General features: G+C 40.0%; 25 protein-coding genes and 1 riboswitch. Of the genes, 17 read left to right on the top strand and 8 right to left on the bottom strand.

Going from position 1 to position 26,441, the window contains the following annotated elements; translation table 11 throughout:
• The first annotated feature begins 8 nt into the window (after positions 1 to 8).
• The 5 genes from baeS to fbaB all read left to right on the top strand — a co-directional run bounded on the left by baeS (position 9) and on the right by fbaB (position 5,783).
• Positions 9 to 1,409: an envelope stress sensor histidine kinase BaeS gene (gene baeS / locus HGO23_RS08555; RefSeq protein WP_209028745.1), complete on the top strand. Its 1,401-nt coding sequence runs from the start codon at positions 9 to 11 to the stop codon at positions 1,407 to 1,409.
• An 11-nt stretch (positions 1,410 to 1,420) separates the two neighbouring features.
• Entirely contained in the window at positions 1,421 to 2,119 is a 699-nt protein-coding gene (gene baeR, locus HGO23_RS08550; protein ID WP_099134741.1) for an envelope stress response regulator BaeR, read from the top strand.
• An 84-nt stretch (positions 2,120 to 2,203) separates the two neighbouring features.
• A complete protein-coding gene (locus HGO23_RS08545) occupies positions 2,204 to 2,548 on the top strand; it encodes a YegP family protein (RefSeq protein ID WP_099134742.1) in 345 nt (114 codons plus the stop codon).
• Positions 2,549 to 2,731: 183 nt separating this feature from the next.
• Positions 2,732 to 4,123, top strand: coding sequence for a prephenate-dependent tRNA uridine(34) hydroxylase TrhP (trhP, locus tag HGO23_RS08540; RefSeq protein WP_209028558.1), 1,392 nt, complete (start codon positions 2,732 to 2,734; stop codon positions 4,121 to 4,123).
• Positions 4,124 to 4,733: 610 nt separating this feature from the next.
• Positions 4,734 to 5,783, top strand: a complete 1,050-nt coding sequence (fbaB, locus tag HGO23_RS08535; protein ID WP_099134744.1) for a class I fructose-bisphosphate aldolase — start codon at positions 4,734 to 4,736, stop codon at positions 5,781 to 5,783.
• A gap of 113 nt (positions 5,784 to 5,896) precedes the next feature.
• Here the strand turns inward: fbaB and thiD are convergent, their stop codons facing one another.
• From thiD to HGO23_RS08520, 3 genes are all read right to left on the bottom strand, one after another.
• Complete coding sequence (gene thiD / locus HGO23_RS08530; protein ID WP_209028744.1) at positions 5,897 to 6,697, bottom strand: bifunctional hydroxymethylpyrimidine kinase/phosphomethylpyrimidine kinase; 801 nt, start codon at positions 6,695 to 6,697, stop codon at positions 5,897 to 5,899.
• A gap of 40 nt (positions 6,698 to 6,737) precedes the next feature.
• Positions 6,738 to 6,830, bottom strand: a riboswitch (TPP riboswitch).
• Positions 6,831 to 6,964: 134 nt separating this feature from the next.
• Entirely contained in the window at positions 6,965 to 7,174 is a 210-nt protein-coding gene (gene cspE, locus HGO23_RS08525; RefSeq protein WP_038269841.1) for a transcription antiterminator/RNA stability regulator CspE, read from the bottom strand.
• 782 nt (positions 7,175 to 7,956) lie between these two features.
• The gene (locus HGO23_RS08520; RefSeq protein WP_099134746.1) at positions 7,957 to 9,318 is read right to left on the bottom strand and encodes an amino acid permease; all 1,362 of its coding nucleotides are present in this window, start codon (positions 9,316 to 9,318) and stop codon (positions 7,957 to 7,959) included.
• Between the two features lie 466 nt (positions 9,319 to 9,784).
• Between HGO23_RS08520 and HGO23_RS08515 the strand changes: the two genes are divergently transcribed.
• Positions 9,785 to 10,171 (top strand): helix-turn-helix domain-containing protein, encoded by a 387-nt coding sequence (locus tag HGO23_RS08515; protein WP_099134904.1) that lies wholly within the window; start codon positions 9,785 to 9,787, stop codon positions 10,169 to 10,171.
• A gap of 108 nt (positions 10,172 to 10,279) precedes the next feature.
• Here HGO23_RS08515 and HGO23_RS08510 read toward each other — a convergent pair whose 3' ends face one another.
• Together HGO23_RS08510 and HGO23_RS08505 are read right to left on the bottom strand one after the other, a co-directional pair.
• The gene (locus HGO23_RS08510) at positions 10,280 to 11,110 is read right to left on the bottom strand and encodes an N-acetylmuramoyl-L-alanine amidase (RefSeq protein ID WP_209028743.1); all 831 of its coding nucleotides are present in this window, start codon (positions 11,108 to 11,110) and stop codon (positions 10,280 to 10,282) included.
• A gap of 183 nt (positions 11,111 to 11,293) precedes the next feature.
• On the bottom strand, positions 11,294 to 12,754 hold the full coding sequence (locus HGO23_RS08505) for an alanine/glycine:cation symporter family protein (RefSeq protein WP_099134748.1): 1,461 nt from the start codon (positions 12,752 to 12,754) through the stop codon (positions 11,294 to 11,296).
• A 776-nt stretch (positions 12,755 to 13,530) separates the two neighbouring features.
• On the opposite strand from HGO23_RS08505, the gene HGO23_RS08500 reads away from it, so the two are divergent.
• The 3 genes from HGO23_RS08500 to HGO23_RS08490 all read left to right on the top strand — a co-directional run bounded on the left by HGO23_RS08500 (position 13,531) and on the right by HGO23_RS08490 (position 15,110).
• Complete coding sequence (locus tag HGO23_RS08500; RefSeq protein WP_156115326.1) at positions 13,531 to 13,722, top strand: hypothetical protein; 192 nt, start codon at positions 13,531 to 13,533, stop codon at positions 13,720 to 13,722.
• Between the two features lie 408 nt (positions 13,723 to 14,130).
• Positions 14,131 to 14,610 carry a PliI family lysozyme inhibitor of I-type lysozyme gene (locus HGO23_RS08495; protein ID WP_209028557.1) on the top strand — a complete coding sequence of 160 codons (480 nt, stop codon included), beginning with the start codon at positions 14,131 to 14,133 and terminating at the stop codon, positions 14,608 to 14,610.
• A 113-nt stretch (positions 14,611 to 14,723) separates the two neighbouring features.
• Positions 14,724 to 15,110, top strand: coding sequence for a hypothetical protein (locus HGO23_RS08490; protein WP_209028556.1), 387 nt, complete (start codon positions 14,724 to 14,726; stop codon positions 15,108 to 15,110).
• Between the two features lie 119 nt (positions 15,111 to 15,229).
• On the opposite strand, the gene HGO23_RS08485 is transcribed toward HGO23_RS08490, so the two are convergent.
• Together HGO23_RS08485 and icd are read right to left on the bottom strand one after the other, a co-directional pair.
• Positions 15,230 to 15,628 carry a VOC family protein gene (locus HGO23_RS08485; protein ID WP_209028555.1) on the bottom strand — a complete coding sequence of 133 codons (399 nt, stop codon included), beginning with the start codon at positions 15,626 to 15,628 and terminating at the stop codon, positions 15,230 to 15,232.
• Between the two features lie 308 nt (positions 15,629 to 15,936).
• Positions 15,937 to 17,190 (bottom strand): NADP-dependent isocitrate dehydrogenase, encoded by a 1,254-nt coding sequence (gene icd / locus HGO23_RS08480; protein WP_209028554.1) that lies wholly within the window; start codon positions 17,188 to 17,190, stop codon positions 15,937 to 15,939.
• 141 nt (positions 17,191 to 17,331) lie between these two features.
• Between icd and rluE the strand changes: the two genes are divergently transcribed.
• The 8 genes from rluE (at position 17,332) to HGO23_RS08440 (ending at position 25,396) form a co-directional block, all read left to right on the top strand.
• Complete coding sequence (rluE, locus tag HGO23_RS08475) at positions 17,332 to 17,961, top strand: 23S rRNA pseudouridine(2457) synthase RluE (RefSeq protein WP_209028553.1); 630 nt, start codon at positions 17,332 to 17,334, stop codon at positions 17,959 to 17,961.
• A complete protein-coding gene (locus HGO23_RS08470; protein ID WP_209028552.1) occupies positions 17,954 to 18,406 on the top strand; it encodes an NUDIX hydrolase in 453 nt (150 codons plus the stop codon). The genes rluE and HGO23_RS08470 overlap by 8 nt, the downstream gene beginning before the upstream one ends.
• A 110-nt stretch (positions 18,407 to 18,516) precedes the next feature.
• Positions 18,517 to 19,620 carry a tRNA 2-thiouridine(34) synthase MnmA gene (gene mnmA / locus HGO23_RS08465; RefSeq protein ID WP_209028551.1) on the top strand — a complete coding sequence of 368 codons (1,104 nt, stop codon included), beginning with the start codon at positions 18,517 to 18,519 and terminating at the stop codon, positions 19,618 to 19,620.
• A gap of 2 nt (positions 19,621 to 19,622) precedes the next feature.
• A complete protein-coding gene (hflD, locus tag HGO23_RS08460) occupies positions 19,623 to 20,249 on the top strand; it encodes a high frequency lysogenization protein HflD (RefSeq protein WP_099134755.1) in 627 nt (208 codons plus the stop codon).
• Between the two features lie 35 nt (positions 20,250 to 20,284).
• Positions 20,285 to 21,655 carry an adenylosuccinate lyase gene (purB, locus tag HGO23_RS08455; RefSeq protein WP_099134756.1) on the top strand — a complete coding sequence of 457 codons (1,371 nt, stop codon included), beginning with the start codon at positions 20,285 to 20,287 and terminating at the stop codon, positions 21,653 to 21,655.
• A gap of 291 nt (positions 21,656 to 21,946) precedes the next feature.
• Positions 21,947 to 22,618 (top strand): two-component system response regulator PhoP, encoded by a 672-nt coding sequence (phoP, locus tag HGO23_RS08450; protein WP_047679600.1) that lies wholly within the window; start codon positions 21,947 to 21,949, stop codon positions 22,616 to 22,618.
• 4 nt (positions 22,619 to 22,622) lie between these two features.
• Positions 22,623 to 24,152, top strand: a complete 1,530-nt coding sequence (gene phoQ / locus HGO23_RS08445; protein WP_209028550.1) for a two-component system sensor histidine kinase PhoQ — start codon at positions 22,623 to 22,625, stop codon at positions 24,150 to 24,152.
• Positions 24,153 to 24,274: 122 nt separating this feature from the next.
• The gene (locus HGO23_RS08440; protein WP_209028549.1) at positions 24,275 to 25,396 is read left to right on the top strand and encodes a ribosomal protein uL16 3-hydroxylase; all 1,122 of its coding nucleotides are present in this window, start codon (positions 24,275 to 24,277) and stop codon (positions 25,394 to 25,396) included.
• 136 nt (positions 25,397 to 25,532) lie between these two features.
• Here the strand turns inward: HGO23_RS08440 and cobB are convergent, their stop codons facing one another.
• A complete protein-coding gene (cobB, locus tag HGO23_RS08435; protein WP_209028548.1) occupies positions 25,533 to 26,351 on the bottom strand; it encodes a Sir2 family NAD+-dependent deacetylase in 819 nt (272 codons plus the stop codon).
• Positions 26,352 to 26,441: the final 90 nt, after the last annotated feature.

The raw sequence follows: 26,441 nt of genomic DNA, 5'->3' as shown, positions 1-26,441 counted from the left end.
AATTCAGGATGAAAACCGGGATCAGCGGAAAATTATTTCTGGCAATTTTTGCCACCTGTATGCTGGTACTAGTAACAATGCACTGGGGGGCTCGCCTCAGTTTCCAACATGAATTCATTGGTTATATCAAACAAAATAGCCAAATACGTGCCAACATGCTGGCAGAAGCATTGACAGAGCAGTACCAGCAATACGGTAATTGGGATTTCCTGACCAAAAATGATCGCGTCATCTTTCAGATTATCCGTAACATTGAGCAGAGCAGTAACAACCGTCAGGGGCCATCCTCCCACGGCTGGCGTACTCAGTTTTGGGTTGTTGATCGCCATATGAATCGTTTGGTAGGCCATGCGGATAATATGTCTGAAGAAACCTATCGCAAGCCTGTGATTTATCAAAATGAAGTTGTTGGTTGGGTCATTGTCAGTGCCTCTGACAAAATTACCCGTCAGGCCGATATCAGTTTCGCCAGCCAACAACAATTGACCAGTTGGATTATCGCCGGCTTTTCCACTATGTTGGCCTTGATAGCAACTTTCTTCTTATCCCGCGGATTTCTGAAACCGATTAAACGACTGGTAGAAGGAACACATAAACTGGCTTCCGGTGATTTTAGTATTCGTGTAGCAGTGTCCAGCAAGGATGAGATTGGTCAACTGGCATCGGATTTTAATCTTCTCGCTTGTACATTAGAAAAAAATGAACAGATGCGTCAGGATCACATGGCAGATATCTCCCACGAATTACGCACTCCACTCTCTATTCTGCGTGGTGAACTGGAAGCTCTGCAAGATGGTGTTCGGCAACCGACACAAGCAACTATTCATTCCTTACTGACCGAAGTTACTATCCTGACAAAACTGGTGGATGATTTGCATCTGTTGTCCCTATCAGATCGGGGCTCTCTGGCTTACCGGAAAGAGCTAATGAACGTCGATGAGCTACTGAAAATAGCTGTGGCTGCTTATCAGGGACGCTTTGCTGATAAACAGATTACTCTGGAACTACATTTACCAAAAAACACCATGTTATTTGCCGATCCCAAGCGATTAACACAGTTATTTCAGAATTTACTGGAAAATAACTTACGTTATACCGCTGATTACGGAAAAGTAGTTATTTGCGGACATATAGATCAGCAGAAATGGGTACTTAGCTGGCAAGATAGTGCTCCCGGCTTAACTACTGAGCAATGCCAACGTATTTTTGAACGGTTCTATCGCTGCGAATCTTCCCGCAACCGTGCCAGCGGTGGTTCGGGTTTAGGTTTGGCGATCTGTTATAACATCATTGAAGCACACAATGGTCTTATTCAAGCAGAAATATCACCTTTAGGTGGTCTTAAAATTCACGTAGAATTACCTCTGACCAAATTTTCCGAACATAAAACGCTGAATATAACACACTGAATATAAGAATAATGAGTGCACAATATACCGTTCTGATCGTGGAAGATGAACCCAAACTGGGACAGTTACTTGTTGATTATCTACAAACTGCAAATTATCAAACACAATGGTTGGTACGTGGTGATGAAGTGATTGCTCATGTCCAGCAACAGCAACCCGATATTATCCTGCTCGATCTTATGCTGCCCGGGCTTGATGGTTTGTCAGTTTGTAGGGAAATCCGCAAATTTTCTAATATTCCCATTATCATAATGACAGCCAAAACAGAGGAGATTGACCGCCTGTTAGGGCTGGAAATCGGTGCGGATGATTATGTTTGTAAGCCTTATAGCCCACGAGAAATAGTTGCCAGAGTGAAAACGATTTTACGTCGCTGTTATCGCCCACAAGATATCGTTAGCGAACAAGGGGCACTGACAATTGATGAAAATCATTTTCAAGCTCGCTATCTTGAACGGGTTCTGGATCTGACACCAGTTGAATTCCGGTTACTTAAGATAATTTCCAGCCAGCCCGGGCGGGTTTTTTCCCGTGATCAGCTACTAAATAATCTCTATAACGATCATCGTATTGTTAATGATCGCACTATCGATAGCCATATCAAAAATTTACGCAGGAAATTAGAACAATTAGACGAAGATAAATCTTTTATTCGCTCGATTTATGGCTTGGGATACCGCTGGGAAGCCGAAATTTGCCGTCTGATATGACTGCCTAATTTTTGTTAAAAAATTCACCTGAGTAAATTTCAAGCTAAACTTAAGCTGATAATTACCCAATCAGGAGAATTTCTTATGGCTACTGGGCATTTTGATCTTAAGAAAGCAAAGAACGGGCAATTTTATTTCAATCTGGTCGCGGCCAACGGTGACATCATTCTCAGCAGTGAAATGTACACCACCAAAGCGGCTGCTAATAAAGGTATCCATTCGGTACAGGTCAACTCTCTGGACAAAACTCGTCATGAAGTAAGAAAGAATAAGTCTGGCAAAAGCTATTTTGTCTTAAAGGCAAGAAATCATCAGATTATTGGTATCAGTGAATCTTATGGTAATGAAACCGCGATGAAGAAAGGCATACAGTCTGTCATAAAGATCGGGGTAACAGATAAAGTGCGGGATTTGACCAAACGTAATTAATTAACTGCGCCGCATTAGCGGCGCGTTTCTGCTTCTTTTCCTATTTCTGTTCTCCTTCTCCACAATAAATTTGTGTTATCAGCAGAATAAGCGCTAAAATTCTTCTTCTTTAACCTTACCCTTAGTAATGATAAACAGATAGGGTAAGGTCTGATTTGAACTCAGACTGAGAACGTTAATAATATGTTTACTCCAGAATTACTTTCTCCTGCCGGCTCCTTGAAAAACATGCGCTATGCCTTTGCCTATGGTGCGGATGCCATTTATGCTGGTCAGCCCCGTTACAGCCTTCGTGTTCGAAACAACGAATTTAATCATGAAACACTGGCTCAAGGAATTAAAGAGGCACATACATTAGGCAAGCGTTTTTATGTCGTAGTTAATATCGCACCGCATAATGCAAAACTAAAAACCTTTATTCGCGATTTAAAACCTGTCATTGCAATGGAGCCTGATGCACTAATTATGTCCGATCCCGGCTTAATTATGATGGTACGTGAAGCCTTTCCTGAGATAGATATTCACCTTTCCGTACAAGCAAATGCCGTTAACTGGGCGACGGTTAAATTCTGGAAACAAATGGGATTAACACGAGTCATTCTCTCCCGTGAGCTTTCACTGGAAGAAATTGCCGAAATCCGTCAACAGGTTCCTGAAATGGAGCTTGAAGTTTTCGTTCATGGTGCGCTCTGTATGGCCTACTCTGGACGTTGCCTGTTATCAGGCTATATCAACAAACGTGACCCCAATCAGGGCACCTGCACCAATGCCTGCCGCTGGGAATATCATGTGCAGGAAGGAAAAGAAGATGAAGTCGGAAATATCGTCCATACCCATGACCCTATTCCGGTCAAAAATATTCCGGTTAAAAATGTTGAGCCAACTCTGGGGGAAGGTGCCCCGACAGACAAAGTATTTATGATCGAAGAAGCCAAGCGTCCCGGTGAGTATATGAGTGCATTTGAAGATGAACATGGCACCTATATTATGAACTCTAAGGATTTACGCGCAATTGCGCATGTAGAACGACTGACCAAAATGGGCGTTCATTCATTAAAAATAGAAGGCCGCACAAAATCTTTCTACTATTGTGCCCGTACTGCTCAGGTATATCGCCGTGCCATTGATGATGCAGTGGCTGGCAAACCTTTCGATCCTACATTGATGAGCACACTGGAAGGTTTGGCACATCGAGGTTATACGGAAGGCTTTTTGCGCCGTCATACTCATGATACTTACCAGACTTATGAATATGGTTATTCAGTATCAGACACACAACAATTTGTCGGAGAATTCACTGGCAACCGGGTCAATGACCTGGCAGAGGTGGTAGTAAAAAACAAATTCATCGTTGGTGACAACCTTGAGGTTATGACCCCAGCGGGCAATATCAACTTTATGCTGACATCAATGACAAACAAAAAAGGCCAGTCCGTTGAAGTCGCGCCGGGGGATGGTCACATCGTTTATCTGCCTGTTCCTGTAGAAATTGAACTAAATTATGCTCTGTTGATCCGCAATCTAAAAGGAGGTAATACCAGAGCACCGCATGTGAAAACGGATCCTTTAAAATAATCTGGCATGGATTTTAAAGAAATAGTTCTATTTTTTTAGAAACAGATCACATCAATACTATTTTATTTCTCGTATTATCAGCTCTGAAAAATGAAGAACTAAAAAAGTTTCACTGTAAGACTAGGAACCACCTCCTTGGCTAGCTCAATCTCCCTTGGGCTAGCCTTTTTCTTTTATAGAAAATAAGTTTAATTCAAACAATTAACCATAACATCAAACATCAGGTCATCATTGATTAAATTAATAATTATTAGATTTTTTTTGCCAAAAATTGACTCACAATTTAATAGCAAAATTAATTGTAAATAAAAAAGCCATTTCGAATAAATATTATTCAGATTACTGAAGGAATTTTTAGAGAAATATATTTTCGATTGGCAGATCAAAAAACGCTCTGAAATACTTATTCACAACACATTCCAGCAACACTATTTCATTGCACATAACTACATAACAGGTATGGAACAATGAAATTTTAATAAACATAGCATTAACTATAAAAAATAGCTTCGACTGAAGCGATCCACTACAGCTTCCCTCTCTGCTTATCTTGTATTCAGTACAAATATAAACAACAATCAGTAGCGCCTTTTGCAAACTGGAGTTAAACATGACTGATATCGTGAAGTTGTTAGGAAAAGACGCAGAAAGTTTATTGCAACATCAATGCAATACCATTTCACGTAAAAATATTTACCTCCCAGGCACAGATTTTGTCGATCGTGTAATGATTGAAAATAATCGGCCAAACTCTGTGTTGCGCTCAATGCAAACTTTGTTTAATCACGGGCGCCTGGCTGGAACTGGCTATCTTTCAATTTTGCCGGTCGATCAAGGTGTTGAACACTCGGCAAGTGCTTCTTTTGCAACCAACCCACTCTATTTTGATCCTAAAAATATTGTTGAATTAGCAATCGAAGCAGGATGTAACTGTGTTGCCTCAACTTATGGTGTTCTGGCATCCGTCTCTCGCCGCTATGCTCATAAAATTCCGTTTCTGGTGAAACTTAATCACAACGAAACATTGACCTATCCAGTTCAATATGACCAAACCTTGTATGCCAGCGTTGAGCAAGCGTTTAATATGGGGGCAGTTGCAGTTGGTGCCACGATTTATTACGGCTCTCCCGAATCGCGCCGTCAAATAGAAGAAATTTCTGCCGCTTTCGAACGAGCGCATGAATTAGGTATGGTAACTGTATTGTGGGCTTATTTACGCAATTCAGCTTTCAAAAAAGATGGCGTTGATTACCATACAAGTGCCGACTTAACTGGTCAGGCAAACCATCTGGCAGCTACTATCGGCGCAGATATCGTTAAACAAAAAATGGCAGAAACCAATGGCGGATATACTGCAATCAGTTTCGGACACACAGATAAACGTGTCTACACTGATTTGACAACAAATCACCCTATCGACTTGGTTCGCTATCAACTCGCCAACTGCTATATGGGACGTGCAGGCCTGATCAATTCTGGCGGAGCTTCCGGAGTGAATGATCTGAGTGATTCTGTCCGTACCGCAGTCATTAACAAACGTGCCGGAGGTATGGGACTGATCCTGGGACGCAAGGCATTTAAGAAATCAATGAAAGAAGGCGTTGCACTGATCCATTCTGTTCAGGATGTGTATCTCGACAAAAGCGTCACTATTGCCTGATAAAACCTACTTCATTTGTTGTGTTATTCACTGTATTAGAAATGGGGATATTATATCCCCATTTTCGAATCACAATACCACGACATTATGGTGATAATTCCTACTACTATTTCCTACCACCACTGATGAAAATGATGTACCGGCCCTATTCCTTTCCCTACATCTAGCGTATCTGCCTGCATTAGAGCATTCTGCAAATAGGCCTTTGCCACGGGTATTGTACTCTTCCAATCGGAATAACGCGGCCGCAGCGCTGCAAGGGCAGACGATAAAGTGCAACCTGTTCCATGTGTATGGCGTGTATTAATTCTGGGGGCTGTAAAACGCCATTCCCCTTCAGACGTAAACAGCCAATCTGGGCTTTCTCCATGCTTCAAATGCCCTCCTTTCAATAAAACGGCCTGACACCCCATCAATAACAGTTCACGTCCTTGTCGCAACATTTCATCTTCCGTTTCCGCAAGAGAGCATTTCAATAGCGTTGCGGCTTCGGGTAAATTTGGTGTAATCAAAGAAACGATTGGCAATAATAATTCCGTCATAGCTTTTACCGCTTCCTGCGATAATAAAGGATCACCACTCTTTGCCAGCATAACGGTATCTAACACGATATAAGGAACCGGATAACGGTGGAAAGCTTCTGAAACGACATGAACGTTAGCAGAATTAGATAACATTCCAATCTTAACACTATCTATTCTGACATCTGAAAGTACCGATTCAAGTTGAGCAGAAATAAAACTGGGTTCAATATTGTAAACTGTCTGCACTCCTGTTGTATTTTGCGCAACGAGAGCTGTTATTACAGTTGTTCCATATACGCCAAGGGCAGAAAATGTTTTTAGATCGGCTTGAATGCCGGCACCACCGCTAGGATCGGTTCCTGCAATAGTCAATGAATTAATTCTCATGATGGTAGTTCCTACCACCAGCCCAAGAAAAGCGGGTATCAAACAAGAGATACCAAGACTTCCCTACGCTGGCATTATCCAGATCAGGTAATACGGGTACTTCTCAGTTCATTTAAGAACGCCCCGAGCCAAAGTAAAAATCACTCTATTAGTATCCCAATAGAGTGATATTTGCAATGCGTTATCATTAATTAATGGAAAATATTAACGATAAATATATTCAGCCAGCCACCAACATACCAGCTAAAATAAATTTATTACTGCTTCTTACTATAAAGTAGTGACATTTGCAGCGGCTGGACCTTTAGGGCCATCCTGAATTTCAAACTCAACTTGTTGGCCTTCAGACAATGTTTTAAATCCATCTTTCATAATTGCAGAAAAATGTACAAATACATCTTTGCTGCCATCAGCTGGAGTAATAAAACCAAAACCTTTAGACTCATTGAACCACTTCACAGTACCAGTGATTTTTGCCATTTCAAAAATTTCCTTTGAATCACTTTATTCGCCGATTGGCATAAAAAGAAACAAACCAGTATTCGTTGCTGCTATTCATTAACAGAAACAGTACTTCGTTTACCCAGGTGTTTTTATCACATACTCTTTATATAATCGCAAGCCATTTTTTTCAGGTGCACGAGCTAACGCACATATTTTAAATTCTTAATATCTATTCCGATTTGATATTGATCGGAAGCATTTATATTACATAACCACATGAATTAACAGAAAAATAAAACATTAACTTAATGAAATCATTTTTACTTATTTAATATATAATTCTGTTTTTCACACCTATTAAGAGGTATTCTAGAGAGTTATAACTTTCAAAATAAATTGAATAAGCAACAAAATAATAGCTAATTTTATGTTAATGTTTGAAAGTAAAATATGATTACTCCAAATTTGATTAGTTTACGTTTTGTTTAACCTTTATTAAATATTGTTCAATCAAAACACTCATGCTTTAACTTTTGAGCTCTTGCTATTCTGGCAATATGTCAGATGATGACATAATTTTTATAGCACTAAAGTGACTGGGCTTTAAATAACAAATTGTCCAGATATCAACCTACAATAAATATCATTTCAGGATAACATTTATTTTATATGCAATTTTTGTAGGTAGGTTTTTTAACCAATTTTCTTTTACCGAAATAGCACTCTGCCATAACGATCTAATAAAATTGGATTCATTATAAAAATCAGCCGGGCATTATGCCCGGCTGGAAAAGTGTACGCATTTTCAGCAAGACAATTTATACTCTGACCTTATTTGATTTAGAAGATAAGTAACCTACCCATAATATTCCGATCCAAAACGGCATCAGAATAACTGATATACGTATATCAGGCATCATCAGAATAATAACAAGAATGAAAGCCAAGAAAATCAAACAGAGAAAATTACCAAATGGATACCAAAATGCCTGGAATTTTGTCTTAACACCTTCTGCATTTTTTGCAGCGCGAAATTTCAAGTGTGACATACAGATCATAATCCAATTAATCACCAGCGTTGTAACTACCAATGCCATCAAAAGCTCAAATGCTTTACCCGGCATAATATAGTTAATCAATACACCTATTGATGTAGCCAACGCCGACAATCCAATTGATAAAACAGGAACACTACGCTTGTTCACTTTAGTCAAAATACGCGGTGCATTACCTTGTTTCGCCAGGCCATACAGCATTCGACTATTACAATAAACGCCACTGTTATAAACAGATAACGCCGCAGTCAATACAACGATATTCAGGACATTTGCGACCCAAAAACTATTCAAATTATGGAAAATTAAAACAAATGGACTGCCTCCCTCCACAACATCTTTCCACGGATAGAGAGAAAGCAAAATGAACAACGAACCGATATAAAACAGCAGAATACGATAAACAACCTGATTAGTTGCCTTTGGAATATTAACTTCCGGGTTTTCAGCTTCTGCCGCAGTGATCCCGACAGTTTCCAAGCCACCAAATGAAAACATAATAACGGCCATTGCCATAATCAGGCCGACAGCGCCATTAGGCATAAAACCGCCCTGCTGCCATAAATTAGTTACACTGGCCTGTGGCCCTCCCGTGCCAGAAATGAGCAGATAAGAGCCAAAAAGGATCATCCCAATGATAGCTGCAACTTTGATCATAGAGAACCAGAACTCAGCTTCCCCATATAACCTGACATTAATCAAATTTACGGTATTAATCAGCACAAAGAATATTGCAGCAGAAACCCATGTTGGAATTTCAGGCCACCAATATTGGATATACATACCGACCGCAGTGAGTTCCGCCATCCCGACAAGTATAAACATTGCCCAATAATTCCAACCGGATAGAAAACCCGCAAAATTACCCCAATATTTATAAGCAAAGTGGCTAAACGAACCCGCTACAGGCTCTTCAACAACCATTTCACCTAATTGACGCATTATCAAAAATGCAATAAATCCACTAATGCCATACCCAAGAAGAACCGAAGGCCCAGCCATTTTTATCGTTTGAGCAATGCCCAAAAATAACCCTGTTCCTACTGAGCCACCGAGAGCAATAAGCTGGATATGCCTGTTCTTTAAACCACGCTTAAGCGTAGATTGTTCTATTTGTTCTATCATCTAGTCCTCTTTACGATGCTTGGAACCGGTTTAAACTGTTTTATTTGTCGTTGTGGACCTGAACAGGCCGAAGAAACCTTATATTTCCTCTATCATTGCGTGATCTGTCGTTGCCAAACTACCCTGGTGTGGTTGCTATCAAGACAGATTCTGATTTTAGTCCGATATTTAATTTGCTAATTCAAATCAAGTGAATATTAAAGCATCATCCACGAAGAATGAATACCAGAAATGAATGTTAACATACACATACTTGCAAGAGAATTATTGAGATGTATATCAAAAAAGCAAATATTGGATAATAGTGCAGCTTCCCAATTCAAATCTTCTATCACAGTGCTTGTAATGCATATCCAGATCCAATAAGCATAAAATTAGGCGTACTATTATCTATTAAGCATAAAACTAAAATCTTGAAAAGAAGTTGTGTATACTTCCTCTCACCTTCAACCAATTTATAATTGTAATGCCACAGGATAATCACTTAGCACTTGTATGCGCACTAAGTAAATGGATAGAAAATCACCTTGGGAGAGTCATCCATCTTGAAGAACTTGCTGCTTATTCTGGCTATTCGCTTTGGCACATGCAGAAAATATTCAAGGAAGTTACCGGGATCTCGCTTGGTAAATATATACGCCAACGTCGATTAGCGGGTGCTGTGCACCTTCTAAAGAACAGTTCCCTACCCATTTTTGATATCGCCCTGGATTTTGGCTTCGGCTCTCAATCTCACTTTACTTATATGTTCCGTAAAGAATATGGCATTACACCTTACGATTTTCGTCAAAGTGCAGATATAGAACTCGAAGTTAAACTGCCTCTACATCTGACTTACAATTGCCAATCATAAAGCATCCTATTCCGCGGCCAGATATTGACATCAGGCCGCAACCTCACCTGCCCTAATCTCTCTTAGTCGTAAGACAGCACGGTACTGCTTACTACATTCATTATCTTTTCATTTGTACTTTTCGACTAATGCCAAAGCTATTGCTTCAGTTTCTGCATCAGGATTACCCCGAATATCTGAAGGACGAAAATGCATCTGAAACACCTGAATTGTCTTTCGAGTATCATCATCCAGAAAGCCTGTCTGGGGAATGGAATAGCCGTAAGCAGCCAAGGCCTTTTGTATTCCAATAACAGGAACCAGAGTATCTGGCAGCCTGTTGGCTAAATATCTATTTACTGTAGTAAGATCAGGCCAGGCACCAATACCTTGCTCATAAAGCTCTCGCCACGGAAAAACAAGACCGGGATCTTCTTTCCGAAGTGGTGCGATATCAGAATGACCAACCACATTCACTGCCTCGATTTTATGCCTGCGAATGATATCTTTTGCCAACCGGATCAAGGCATCAATTTGTGATGAGTGATAGACGCACCACTCTTTTTTAATAAAATATTGCTTAAAGCCACAATTAACAATTTCTATGCCAATAGAATAACTATTTAAATTCTTATATCCTCTCCACTCACTTCTACCTGCATGCCAGGCTTTTTCTTTCTCAGAGGATAATTGAAAGATAATCGGTTCATTATTCTTATATTTAGGCTGAGATGGGATCAGATATTGAACACTAACATTACCATTTGTCAAAACTCGTAGAGAGTTTCGATCATTCAGTGCTGTATAGTGCAACACAAGAAATTTGACCGCTTCAAGGTTCTGCCTGGTTGAATACGAATAAGAATGATCAATAAGATAATTATTTCTTTCTTCTAATGGAGTTTGATAACTGCAACCAATCAATAGTGTAAGGAATACACCTATTAAGACTTTTCTCATCATATTAAAACAATAATAACCGAAAAAATTGGAGGATGTGCTACATAGTAGATGAAGTTACAATAAAAATAAAAGCCGGATATCGATTGAATACAGAATATCCGGCTAATACATTTATTTCTTAATTTTATAAATTACTGCTTTTACGATATCCACTATCTTCGTTATTGTAAGCAACACTGACTAATGAATATCTGCCTTAATCTCAACTTGCTTCTGGTTATTCTGAACTGAGTCGTTATTCCAGATACCTTCTTCAACTTGCTTTTGAATTTCCGGATACATATTGATATCGAAGGTTGGCAACTGACCCGCTCTCCTTTGCTGGTTATAATCCTTCGCCAATTTCATCGCAATGCCTGATAACAAGAGAATAGCAACCAGGTTCACAATAGCCATACAAGCCATGGATATGTTCGCCATATTCCAAACCAATGGCACATCTGCCATTGTACCAAACATCACCATACCTAATGCAGCCAGACGTAAAATGAACAAACCTGCAGTGTGGTTACGCTCCAGGAATATCATGTTACTTTCAGCATAAGCGTAGTTAGCAATAATAGATGTAAAGGCAAAGAAGAAAATAGCAATGGCAACGAATGTTGTTCCCCAATGCCCAACTGCAGATGATAATGCGCGTTGAGTCAATTCAATTCCACTGATAGACGTGACATTTTCATTAAGGATACCTGAAGAAAGGATAATGATTGCTGTAGCACTACAGATAACAATCGTATCCATAAATACCCCCAACATCTGCACATATCCCTGAGAAGCAGGATGTGGCGGATATGGAGAAGCAGAAGCCGCTGCATTTGGTGCAGAACCCATTCCCGCTTCATTCGAGAACAGCCCCCTTTGAACCCCTTGAAGCATAGCTTGGGAAACACCATACCCCAATGTTCCTGCTATCGCTTCCTGAAGACCAAAGGCACTCTTAATAATTAATGCAAATACATCAGGAATACGTTCAATATTGTGACCAACAACCCAAAATGCCAATATTAAATAAGCCCCCGCCATAAATGGCACAACTAATTCAGCAACTCGTGCGATTGAACGCAATCCGCCGAAAATAATCATGCCACTAATGATGACTAAGACAATACCGACATACAATGGTTTGATATCGAAGGCAAAGGAAGCCGCTTCCGCAATTGAATTTGCCTGAACAGCATTGAATACAAGACCAAACGCGATAATAAGGAAAATAGAAAACAATATTCCCATCCATCGCTGTTTCAACCCTTTCTCCATATAATAGGCCGGGCCACCACGATAATTTCCTTGATCGTCTTTCGTCTTGTACAACTGGGCAAGCGTGCTTTCCACAAAAGAAGTTGCCATACCAATAAATGCAACAACCCACATCCAAAAAATAGCCCCCGGGCCACCAGCAGTTATTGCAATTGCAACCCCAGCAAGATTACCTGTTCCTACACGTGCCGCAAGGCTGGTACACAAAGCCTGAAAAGATGAGATGCCTGAACTATCTGATTTATTACTATGTTTCAGAACTGAAAACATGTGACCAAAATGACGAAGCTGTATGAAGCCAGAGCGTAGTGTGAAGTAAAGACCAACCCCCAAAAGCAGGTATATTAATACGTAGTCCCAAAGAATGCTGTTAATCAGATCCATCAAGATATTTTCCCCTTAGTCGTTAGCAAACATTAGCTGACCATAATGTAGTATCCATAGAGAATTTATTGTGCGTAATATTCTTTATAATTAACAAGTAACACAATTCTGTGCATGAAACACAGAGATACTAGCCAGTAAAACGGAAAGAATGTAACACAATATCTATTTCAATGGGTAACTTTTAATGAATTTTTTACATTTACTTCAGCATTTATGAATATTTACATTAAGTTACATTAGTTCCCGGAGCCCAATTTTAAGCCTCTTAATCACAATTCCCGATTGATAAACTACCTATTACATTACTCTCAAATACATTTAATAACCACATAATAAGAAACATCCTGTACACAAAAAGACAACAAATTACAAACAAAGGCAAAACTTTTAAAACGTAATGCAATACAAGACTCCCGTAATAATACATTCTTGTTGATGCTTGTTACTCCCATCCCACCGCAAAGTTAGCTGTTTATTCCTCACTCATTCTATACTTCCATTCTACCTGCGTATTTATAACAACATTCATTAAAAAAAATAAAATAATTACAAAATTTAATGTTGAAATCTCTTGAATTTACGAAAACATATAGCAATATTTTTCTTCAAATGAGATTATTAAATTTTAATGCTGTGATAATTGGAAAAAGCCACCATTACATATTAAGATTTTCAATTGTTATTTTTACATTGGAAACAAAAACAACAGGTTAGTAAGATATTAATATTCCACTATCTGGCCATCAGATAATCTGCTAGTGAGGTTATGATTGATGTTAGAAAGAAAAAGAAAAAATCCAGCGGACAACATACTTCCAAAACGGGTATATAGAGGGAAATCGAAATATGAGTATCATCCAGCAACAGGCGGTTCTATATCTATTTGCTGCCTAAATTCACCATTATCCGTTATCTGGAAAGAATACAACAAAATTGTAGAAAAAATTGAAAAAAATAGCACATAGAGTTTGATATATGTCGAAATTAATAAGACGGGAGTTTCTACTCCCGTTAACTCAGTCTATTTTCAAATTTAAAATAATCAAAGTATAATATTCAGGTAATCATTTATAAAATAACAGTCTATCTTCACTAGAATAAATTTTATTAATTATAGTAAAATCCACCTATATTATGAAATATTTTTCGCCAGTTTATGCTAATAAACACATCTTTTAAAACCCAATAAAACATAAGTAAAAATAATAATTAATATTAAGAATCTATCCCCCTGCCTCTATTTCTTCAGCATGATTTCTCTTTTCTTCATCAACACTATCGGCTTTTGAAATCCATGCTACGATATAAATTTCTACTCTCAACTTCTGCTATCTAAACGTTGAAGCAAAACACGAATCAATGAGGTATTGTCTATGCTTATAGATAAGAGAATAAAATTTTCCGTGCTCTCAACTCTGCTCACTCTATTTTTATCACATACTACCTTTGCGAAAGATGGGACGTTGATTAATTTACCTGATAAAAAATTTGCGGTTATTTCAGTCGGTGACTTAGAAAGTGCATCAATTGGTAGTTATTCCATTGCCGTTTTCAAAGATCAGAAGCTGACAGATTTTAGTACTGGCGCAATTTTTTCCCGTGATGGTTCGCTATTCGAAGATAATGGTAAACCAAGAGTGATGTTTGCAGACATTGATGATGATGGAGCCAAAGAGCTAATCGTCTCCAAGCTCACCGCAGGTTCAGGAAACTATCTTGAAGTTGATGCACTCAAGGTTACTGATAAAAATGTCAAATTACTCACTCGCATCAATACTGATAGCAAAAATGATCTCATCAAATTACTTCGCACCCATTGTAAGAAAGAACAATGTACAAAGCAGAAACGCTGATCATGTTCGAATCAATACGCACTTTCACCATAAAGATGTAAGGCAAACGATAGATAATGTACTATTGTTAATGTTATCACTACTATCACGGTATAGTTGATAAAGGGGAATTTATGAAACATTTTTTATTACCACTTTTTTTGATCCCATTCTCATTCTTCTCTTATGCCACACAGGTAAATGTAGATAAGATCGCAGAAACTTATTGTGATTTATTTGGCAAAGCTTCTGTCGAGGCATTCAAAACTAATGATTCACCAGATGTGATAGCCCAGAAAAGCCTTAATCTACTACACAAAAAGGGATTAAACCTTAAAGAAATTCATTCCAGTAAAGATGAATTCGTTGCATCAATCAAACAAACAGTTATTGGCGTCAGAAAGAATAAGCAAACATTTCCAAGTAGCCGCCACTTTGACGAATCACTCGTTAAATCCGTCGAAAACTGTAAGATCCAAACAAAACATGCCTTATCTCAATATTCCAGGTATTCCAGGTAATTAGTTCTGGAGCGACGAGAATTCGTCGCTCTTTGAGTATTTACTTTTGGAATATCAATCGGGGATGAAGTAAATTAAACGGTGAATTTAATAATAATTACATTAGTGAAAGAAAATTCTTAGGCAGTCCATTCACTGTTTTGAAGAACAACCCTATAGCCATCTATATCTTCAAAAGTTTTTCCAACTACATCCCAATAATTATTGTACGATGGTACTTCCTTAAAACCTGCGTCTATCATGCGTTGACAACATTGCTCCCAAACACTATTTTCACTTAAATAAAAAACCAGCAGATTATCTTTTGTTGGTGCGCACCCAACAGTAGTTCCATGATGATGAGTAAACTCTAAATGATAGTTATGTTTTTCGTGTCCAATTATTGAACCATCAAAATCATTATGTCCCTGAAATTCACCTAATAATTTAAAGCCTAAACCATTAACATACATATCAGTAATAACTTTAAGATTATCAGTAGGCCTGGCAACTCTTAATACCGCTAATTCTGGGATCATTACATTCTCCTTATGACTTGACTTAAAATATTTATATATTTTATTTTCAACCTGATGATCATTTTTATTTTGAAATTATATATAAATAAATAACTCACCAATAAATTAAAATATATTCTCTACTTATTTTCGTTAACGAATGTGCACATTCTAAAACCTCAAGTTAGCTTGAGGTCAAGTCATATTTCCATACATTTCATAATTAATTTATTACTACCTGAAAACCACGTCCTGTAGGCGGGGAGTTCAGGTAGTAATAAAAAACGGGAACTATTAAGCCCCCGTTATCTATTTTATTAAGTAATCAATTACATATGAGAAATAATAGCATCACCGAATTCGCTACATTTCAGCAGCTTAGCATCTTCCATCAGGCGTTCGAAGTCGTAAGTCACAGTCTTGGCGGCAATCGCACCCTCCATTCCTTTAACGATTAAATCAGCAGCTTCGAACCATCCCATATGACGCAGCATCATCTCAGCAGAAAGGATGACTGAGCCTGGGTTTACTTTATCCTGACCTGCATATTTAGGTGCTGTGCCGTGTGTTGCTTCGAACAGAGCACACTCATCACCAATGTTTGCACCAGGAGCAATACCTATACCGCCTACTTGTGCCGCCAGCGCATCAGAAATGTAGTCACCATTCAGGTTCATACAAGCAATAACGTCATACTCAGCAGGACGCAGCAGGATCTGTTGCAGGAATGCATCTGCAATTACGTCCTTGATAATAATATCTTTACCGGTTTTAGGGTTCTTGATCTTCACCCACGGGCCACCATCCAGCAGTTCACCACCAAATTCAGTACGCGCTAATTCATAACCCCAATCCTTAAAGGCACCTTCAGTAAATTTCATGATGTTGCCTTTATGAACCAAAGTCACTGATTCACGGTCATTATCAATCGCATATTCGATCGCAGAACGCACCAAACGTTTAGTGCCTTCTTCTGAGCATGGTTTCACACCAATACCACACTGCTGAGGGAAGCGGATTTTGGAAACACCCATTTCATTCTGCAAGAATTTGATGACTTTATCAGCTTCCGCAGATCCCGCTTTCCATTCAATACCAGCATAAATATCTTCCGCATTCTCACGGAAAATAACCATGTCAGTTAATTCAGGTTGCTTAACAGGGCTTGGCGTACCTTGATAGTAACGAACCGGGCGCAGGCAGACGTACAAATCTAACTGTTGACGCAATGCAACATTCAGAGAACGGATGCCGCCACCAACCGGAGTTGTCAGAGGGCCTTTGATTGCAACACGATATTCACGGATCAGATCCAGTGTTTCATCCGGTAACCAAACATCTTTACCGTAAACATATGTAGATTTTTCTCCTGTATAGATTTCCATCCAAGAAATTTTGCGCTCACCGCTATACGCTTTCTGAACCGCAGCATCAACAACTTTCAGCATAACCGGCGTTACATCAACACCAATACCATCCCCTTCGATATAAGGGATTACCGGGTTATTCGGAACATTTAATTTACCTTTGGTATCAATAGTAATTTTTTCACCTTCCGCCGGAACAACTACTTTGCTTTCCATTAACCTCTCCTTTCAAGTAAGCGCAATGCCTTGTTAATTTTTTGTAAGGGACGTGTCAATATTACTTGAATATTCTGCAAACGCCAATGGGCACAGATTTCAGGTATAATATTTCCCCCTCATTTTGAGCAATAAATTATCATGACAAATTTCTCTATTAAAAAACGCAAACTTAATCGATTCAGTCAAAGAAAAAATAGCGCTCCCTCAAAAAATATTACTGGTCCCCGCCAAGTGTTGATATTTAATAAACCTTATGATGTTCTCCCCCAATTCACAGACGAGACGGGAAGAACAACGTTAAAAAATTTTATTCCTTTTAATGACGTTTATGCAGCAGGTCGTCTGGATCGTGATAGTGAAGGGTTGTTGGTTTTAACTAATGATGGAAAATTACAGGCTAATTTAACGCAGCCCAAGAGAAAAACTGCCAAAGTTTATTATGTTCAAGTAGAAGGAATACCCGATGAAGCCGCACTTAACAAGCTGCGCAACGGTATTATTCTGAAAGATGGTTCAACACTCCCTGCCGGAGCGGAATTAATAGAGGAACCCGTCTGGCTTTGGGAACGAACACCGCCAATTCGGGAAAGGAAAAGCATTCCAGTGAGCTGGCTGAAAATTACGCTTTTTGAAGGTCGTAATCGCCAGGTACGTAGAATGACAGCTCATATAGGTTTTCCAACATTACGTCTTATTCGTTTCAGTATGGGTTCACTACAGTTAGGGGATCTGTCCCCTGGAGAATGGAGGAAAATTGATTTTGTTTAGTCCACATATCACTGTTGCCTGCTTAGTACATGCAAAAAATCAATTCTTAGTTGTTGAAGAGCTTATCAATGGCAAACCTCTCTGGAATCAGCCCGCCGGTCATCTTGAAGCTGATGAAACATTACTGGAAGCTGCTGAACGCGAATTATGGGAAGAAACCGGTATTCGTGCCAAGCCACAGGCATTACTGAAATTACATCAATGGGTCGCTCCTGATGGAACACCTTTTATCCGTTTTCTGTTTCTGGTTGAACTGGAAAAAACCGTGAATACGGCTCCCCTAGATAGTGATATTCATTGCTGTCATTGGCTCAGCGCAGAAGAAATCATCAATAGTTCACAACTACGTTCACCGCTGGTTGCTGAAAGTGTGCGGAGTTATTTAGAAAATAAGGCTTATCCATTAACAATATTGGGTAGCTATGGGCCACCTTTTGCCAAATAGTTTCTTATTAAATGGAAAGCAAATCACAAGAGCATAAAGACGTTTGGTGCACCTTACCTGCCAACGTGCTACAGTATTACGTTTATTTTTTTCCGCAGTGAGATATATCCATGTCAGATAACAGCCAGAAAAAAGTCATCGTCGGGATGTCCGGTGGTGTTGATTCATCCGTTTCCGCTTACCTACTGCAACAGCAGGGTTATCAGGTAGCTGGCCTGTTTATGAAAAACTGGGAAGAAGATGACGATGAAGAATATTGCTCAGCCGCCGCTGACCTTAACGATGCTCAGGCAGTGTGTGATAAATTGGGCATTGAACTACACACCATCAATTTTGCAGCCGAGTATTGGGATAATGTATTTGAACATTTTCTTGCCGAATACAAAGCAGGCAGAACTCCAAACCCAGATATTCTCTGCAACAAAGAGATTAAGTTCAAGGCATTTTTAGAATTTGCCGCAGAAGACTTAGGTGCTGATTACATTGCAACTGGTCATTACGTCCGCCGTCGGGATGTGGCTGGTGTCAGCCAATTACTTCGTGGCCTTGATGGCAATAAAGATCAAAGCTATTTCTTATATACCCTGAGTCACCAGCAGGTTGCAAAAAGTTTATTTCCAGTCGGGGAACTTGAAAAACCTGAAGTTCGCCGCATTGCCGAAGAAATCGGGCTAATCACAGCGAAGAAAAAAGATTCCACAGGTATCTGTTTTATTGGTGAACGTAAGTTCCGTGATTTTCTAGGGCGTTATCTGCCAGCCCAACCTGGTCCGATTGTTACCGTTGATGGACAAACTATCGGGCAACATACCGGCCTGATGTACCATACACTTGGTCAGCGCAAAGGGTTAGGTATCGGAGGAACTAAAGATGGCAATGAAGACCCCTGGTACGTTGTTGATAAAAATGTTGAAAATAATACGCTGATTATCGCTCAGGGGCATGAGCATCCCCGCCTGATGTCTGTCGGCTTAATTGCACAACAACTTCATTGGGTTGATCGCCAGCCATTAAAAACAGAAATCCGCTGTGTGGTAAAAACACGCTATCGTCAGCAGGATATCCCTTGTACCGTCATTCCTTTGAGTGAAGATAAAATTGAGGTTCATTTTGATAGCCCCGTTGCCGCAGTCACCCCCGGCCAATCAGCAGTGTTTTACCAGGGAGACATTTGTCTCGGTGGTGGTGTGATCGAACAACGTATACAGGAGTAATCGTGGCCAAAAATTATTACGACATTACATTAGCTCTGGCAGGTATCTGCCAGTCAGCTCGTCTGGTACAGCAACTGGCTCACGAAGGGCAATGTGATGCCAGTGCCTTTGAAATAACACTCAACAGTATCCTGAACATGAGTCCGACCTCCACATTGGATGTCTTTGGCAATGAAATGCGCAATCTGAGCGTTGGCCTTGATGCTGTTATGGGAATGCTCAATGGCACAAACAGCGGAGTTTCAGCTGAACTTACCCGCTACGTTTTGAGCATAATGGCACTGGAACGTCGCCTAAGCAAAAATTCATCAGCAACCAATGAACTGGCTAAGCGTATCTCTCAGCTGGAACGCCAACAGGCATACTTTGAGCCTATGTCCGAAGGAATGCTCAATGCTCTCGCGGGCATTTATATTGATGTTATCAGCCCATTGGGGCCACGTATTCAGGTGATGGGTTCTCCTGATGTCTTGCGCAATACGTTAGTTCAGGCAAAAGTCCGTGCTGCATTACTGGCTGGTATTCGTAGCGCCGTATTATGGCAACAAGTAGGCGGAAGCCGTCTGCAATTTATGTTTTCACGTCAGCGCCTGATCCGACAGGCAAAAGACATTCTTGCTCGTTGTTAAATAAATCGTTAAATAAGATCCGGGAGTTTCTACTAATGGAATTATCCTCACTGACCGCTGTTTCTCCTATTGATGGCCGTTACGGCGATAAAGTTAGCGCACTGCGCGCTATTTTTAGTGAGTTCGGCTTACTGAAATTCCGCGTGCAGGTTGAAGTACGTTGGCTACAAAAACTAGCTGCCACAACAGAAATCGCAGAAGTCCCTGCTTTTGATGCAAACGCAAACGCTTACCTTGATGAAATCATTGTCAATTTTAATGAACAGGACGCATTACGCATCAAGGAAATTGAACGTACCACTAACCATGATGTTAAAGCCGTTGAATACTTTCTGAAAGAAAAAGTAGCTCACATTCCTGCTTTACATCAGGTTGCTGAATTTATTCACTTTGCCTGCACCTCAGAAGATATCAATAACTTGTCATATGCATTGATGCTCAAAACTGCCCGTGAGGAAGTATTGCTGCCACAATGGCGTCAGTTGATCGATACTATTAAGCACATGGCTCATGATTACCGTGAATTACCTTTGTTGTCACGTACACACGGGCAACCTGCGACACCTTCCACTGTTGGTAAAGAATTTGCGAATGTAGCTTACCGCATGGAACGTCAGTTCCGCCAACTCAGTCAAATTGAAATTCTGGGTAAAATCAACGGCGCTGTTGGCAACTATAATGCCCATCTGTCAGCCTATCCTGAGGTTAATTGGCTCCAGTTTAGTGAATCATTCGTAACTTCTCTGGGTATTCAATGGAATCCATATACTACTCAGATCGAACCACATGATTACATTGCCGAACTGTTTGATTGTATCGCGCGTTTCAATACCATCCTGATTGATTTTGATCGCGATATCTGGGGCTATATTGCCCTTAACCATTTCAAGCAAAAAACAGTTGCTGGCGAAATTGGCTCCTCCACCATGCCACACAAAGTCAATCCAATCGATTTTGAAAATTCGGAAGGAAATCTGGGGTTAGCAAATGCCGTATTTGGTCATCTTGCCAGCAAGCTCCCAGTTTCCCGTTGGCAACGTGATCTAACTGATTCCACGGTGTTACGTAATCTGGGAGTTGGTTTGGGATATACATTAATCGCATATCAATCTACCATGAAGGGTCTGAATAAGTTGGAAGTCAACGAGCAGCGTCTATTGGATGAACTGGATCAGAACTGGGAAGTCCTGGCAGAGCCGATTCAGACTGTCATGCGTCGTTATGGTATTGAGAAGCCTTATGAAAAATTAAAAGAACTAACACGTGGTAAACGTGTTGATGCTGAGGGAATGAAAAGTTTTATTGATAACCTTGAACTTCCTGAAGAAGAAAAAATTCGTCTTAAATCTATGACCCCTGCAAATTATATCGGCTATGCTGAATTACTGGTCAATAAATTAAAATAAAGCTCTTTTATTTATATAATCGTGAACGGGAAAATTCCCGTTCACGTATTGCAAAATAGTCAAATCTTATATGAAATATAAATAAGTTGTAAAGTTATAAGCTATTATTGAATCAACTTATTGTTTTTGACAATTCATTCATTAACATACCAACAATAGACTGAATAGTTACTATACTTGGTTTAATCATAACAGTATATCTATAATCTATTTAAATCCACTGATTAATTTGACTATCTGGCTATTTAAGATTTATTTGATAAATTTTACTGGTTAGCATAAGGAATCATTATGCGAATATTAATAGTTGAAGATAATGCGTTACTTCGCCATCACCTAAAAGTACAGCTCCGGGATATTGGTCATCAGGTTGATGCTGCCGAAGATACAAAGGAGGCAGATTATTACCTGAAAGAAAATCATCCTGATGTCGCAATCATTGATCTAGGTTTACCAGGAGAAGATGGTTTGAGTTTAATTAAGCGCTGGCGTAGCGATCATATTAATATCCCTATTCTCATTCTCACTGCCCGTGAAAGCTGGCAAGAAAAAGTGACTGTGCTGAATGCCGGGGCAGATGATTACGTTACCAAGCCTTTCCAACTAGAGGAAATTAATGCACGTATACAAGCCCTGATGCGTCGTAATAGCGGATTAGCATCTCAAGTTGCCGAATTACCACCGTTTCTAATCGATCTCTCACGTAAGGAGTTTTCTGTTAATGGTAAAAAGATAAAATTGACCGCCTTCGAATATACAATTATTGAAACCTTGATGCGTAATAATGGTAAAGTTGTCAGTAAGGAATTATTGATGAGGCAGTTGTATCCTGACGCTGAATTGCGTGAAAGCCATACAATTGATGTATTAATGGGGCGCTTAAGAAAAAAAATACTGAACGAATGGCCGGATGAAGTTATTGTTACTGTCCGTGGCCAAGGTTACCGCTTTGATGTGAAATAGCGTAATGTTTAAATTACCGAGCAAGCATGCCTCTCTGAGAACACGATTTCTCATGGTGACAACAGTTATTATTCTCGCATTGACTTTGCCATATGGGATTGTCGCCATTGTCGGGTATTTAATGCGTTTTGATAACGATACTTACGCTATACTCAATAACCAGAGTAATCTATTTTACTCCCTTGCCAGATGGAAAGAAAATAAGTTGGATATTATTTTCCCAGAAAATTTCCACACAGGTAATCGCTCATTAACCCTGATTTATGACGATAAAAATAAAATCCTCTGGCGTCAGCATTACGCACCAGAACTTGAAAAAAAAATCCCCTCTAGCTGGCTGAAAAAAAATGGCCTATATGAATTAGAGGCTTATTATACAGATATAAATTCTAAGCTATATTCTGAATCAGATAATAAACACACAACAAATAACCATACTGATGCCAATAAGAAGACCGATATCAACAACAAGAGCGGCACTAACAACAAGGTTATTACCAATAGTGATAACACAGGTGAGCAAGAGCTGTTAACTTTTTCTGTTGCCATCAATATTTATCCGGCAACTGATACTCTTCCTGCAATGACCATTGCTGTTATCAATACCATTCCGCAGAGTCTACTGCCGTCAGAAAAAATCTGGGAATGGTTCGGTTATGTATTGATTGCCAATCTGATTTTAGTTGCCCCATTGATCTGGCTTGCGGCTGACTGGAGCTTACGTCCGATTAAGTCGTTAATTGTTCAAATAAGTTCTTTGGAAAAAGGTGAACGTGAAGAATTAGACGAAAACCCTCCATCCGAATTAAAAGGTTTGATTAAAAACTTGAATGCATTATTGGACAATGAGCGCCAGCGTTATATAAAGTATCGAACAACCTTATCTGATTTGACACATAGCCTGAAAACACCTCTGGCGGTGCTGCAATCCACACTCCGTTCCCTTCGCTCAAGTGAACAGATGACCATTGAACAAGCTGAGCCAGTCATGCTTGAACAAATTGACCGAATTTCCCAACAAATTGGTTATTATTTACATCGGGCCAATATATACAACGATCACAATCTCATTCTAAAAAAAGTTTTTTCAGTTCCAACTTTACTCGATAGCCTTATCAATGCATTGACAAAAGTCTATCAACACAAAGGGGTCAACATCACTTTAGATATTTCCCCTGAACTGACTTGGTTAGGTGAAAAAAATGATTTTTTGGAAGTCATTGGAAATATTTTGGAGAATGCCTGTAAATATTGTCTGGAGTTTGTTGAAGTGACTGCTCTGACAGGTGAAAATTTCATTACCATTATTATTGATGATGATGGGCCAGGTGTTCCTCCCGATAAACGCAGTATCGTTTTCGAACGTGGACTAAGAGCAGATACATTACGTCCGGGACAAGGATTGGGGTTATCGATCGCCTCAGAAATTGTGGAACAATATGATGGTGATATTAGCATTGGCAATAGCCATCTGGGAGGTGCCAGAGTGAGTGTAACCTTCCGAAACCAACGGATAACGACCAACACACCTTGACAGCGCTCATTAACAACTAATGTTTAATGGGAGCAGGCTCGAAATATTTCATCCAAATCTGATAACTCCATTGACTATCCGTTATAATAGCCAGAAATTTTCTTGTCACTCAGGATATCACCATGAATTATCAGCTGAATCTGGACTGGCAGGCGTTTTTGCAGAACCATTGGCAAAAACGACCACTGCTGATCAAACAGGGTTTCCAGCAATTTACTGACCCACTTTCTCCCGATGAATTGGCTGGATTGGCAATGGAGAACGAAATCGATAGCCGTTTAGTCAGCCAGAAGAACAGTCGCTGGGAAGTTTCTCATGGGCCATTTGAAAGCTATGACCATCTGGGCGATAAAAATTGGTCACTACTCGTACAAGCCGTTAATCATTGGCATCACCCCTCCTCTGCACTGATGAAACCATTCCGTGTACTTTCTGACTGGCGGAGGGATGACTTGATGGTTTCTTTCTCCGTTCCGGGCGGTGGTGTCGGCCCTCATCTTGATCAATATGATGTATTTATCATCCAAGGGCAAGGTCGCAGACGCTGGCGTGTTGGTGACAAGATCCCGATGAAACAGCATTGTCCTCATCCCGACTTATTACAAGTTGAACCGTTTGAAGCCATTATTGATGAAGAAATGCTGCCGGGAGATATCCTTTATATTCCACCTGGTTATCCACACGAAGGTTATTCAATTGAAGATTCACTAAATTATTCTGTAGGCTTCCGCGCACCGAATGCCCGTGAATTATTTAGTGGTTTTGCCGACTATATTCTGGCGAATGAGTTAGGAAGCCATCGTTATAGTGATCCCGAACTGACATTCCGTGATAATCCTGCACTAATTCAGGAAAATGAACTAACCACCTTGCGTGCCATGATGCGGGATCTACTGGAGCAACCTGAAACATTCCAAAACTGGTTTGGGGAGTTTATCTCTCAGTCACGTCATGAATTGGATATTGCTCCGCCAGAGCCACCCTATGAAAGTGACGAAATCTATGAATTACTCAAACAGGGTGAAAGACTGACTCGTCTGAGCGGATTACGTGCTCTGCGTGTCGGTGATAAGTGTTTCGTTAATGGCGAACTGATGGATACACCTCATTTGCAAGCAGCTGATGCGCTTTGCCAATATGATAGCGTCAATGCTGATATTCTGGGCGATGCCATCGATGATGTATGCTTTATCAGCTTGCTCACCACCTTAGTTAATAGCGGGTACTGGTACTTTGATGATTAACTGAACAATGACCAAATTGAATTTTAAGTTCTATTAAAGCAGTACCGGTGAAAAAGTAGTCCCAGTCACATAGCTAACAATGTGGCTGGGGGAATATAGCTGGTGAATGTAGCTAAGATGTGTAACTGAGAAAATATCAAGCCATCTGCTGGAGTAGTGATTGAATATATTGAGTGACTATTTGGCTGGCATTACCATAATGTTTTTCATCAAACATACTTTCAACCTGACTAGGCTCCAAATTCAGCTCAACAGTATGAGCGCCAGATAACTTCGCTTCATGCACAAAACCCGCCGCGGGATAAACGTGACCAGAAGTACCGATAGCAATAAAAATATCTGCCTTAGCCAAAGCAGAATAAATTTGTTCCATCCCTAGTGGCATTTCCCCGAACCACACAACATGGGGACGCAGTAACGAGGGAAATTGACAACAATGACAGCGATCTTCCATAGACAGTTTCGGTGTCCACTCAATAACCTGCCCAGATTGACAACAACGGACTTTCAGAAGTTCACCATGCATATGAATAATACGCTGACTTCCCGCTTGTTCGTGCAGGTTGTCGATATTTTGTGTCACTAACAGAAAGTTATCACCGAGTTCTTGTTCGAGCCTTGCCAAAGCGTAATGCGCAGCATTGGGCTGGATTTCCGGCTGTTGTAGCTGCTCCCGACGTGCATTGTAAAATTCCTGAACTAACCCAGGATCACGCTTAAACCCTTCAGGTGTAGCAATATCTTCAACACGGTGCTCTTCCCATAAGCCATCGGAAGAGCGAAAAGTTCTGATCCCTGACTCAGCGGAAATGCCCGCCCCGGTCAGTATCACCACATGGGGATTTTTTATTTTATTTGCCAAGCGAATATCCCTGTAAAAAATTTGCCTATGAAATCGCTGACGCCTCAGTCGTCTAATCTTGCAGAATTTACTGAGCCGATGAATGACACGCATATGACCATTTCCTTAAACTATTCCTATCGGGACATGTTTAAGTTGTCTTTTCTGCCCAGTTAACTCCGTAAGATAGCGCGCTTAGGTAAT

The organism is Xenorhabdus budapestensis (assembly GCF_017743015.1).
GTDB classification, from domain to species: Bacteria; Pseudomonadota; Gammaproteobacteria; order Enterobacterales; family Enterobacteriaceae; genus Xenorhabdus; species Xenorhabdus budapestensis.
The sequence above is the reverse complement of the archived record's forward strand: the minus strand, read 5'-3'. Positions and strand labels throughout refer to the sequence as shown.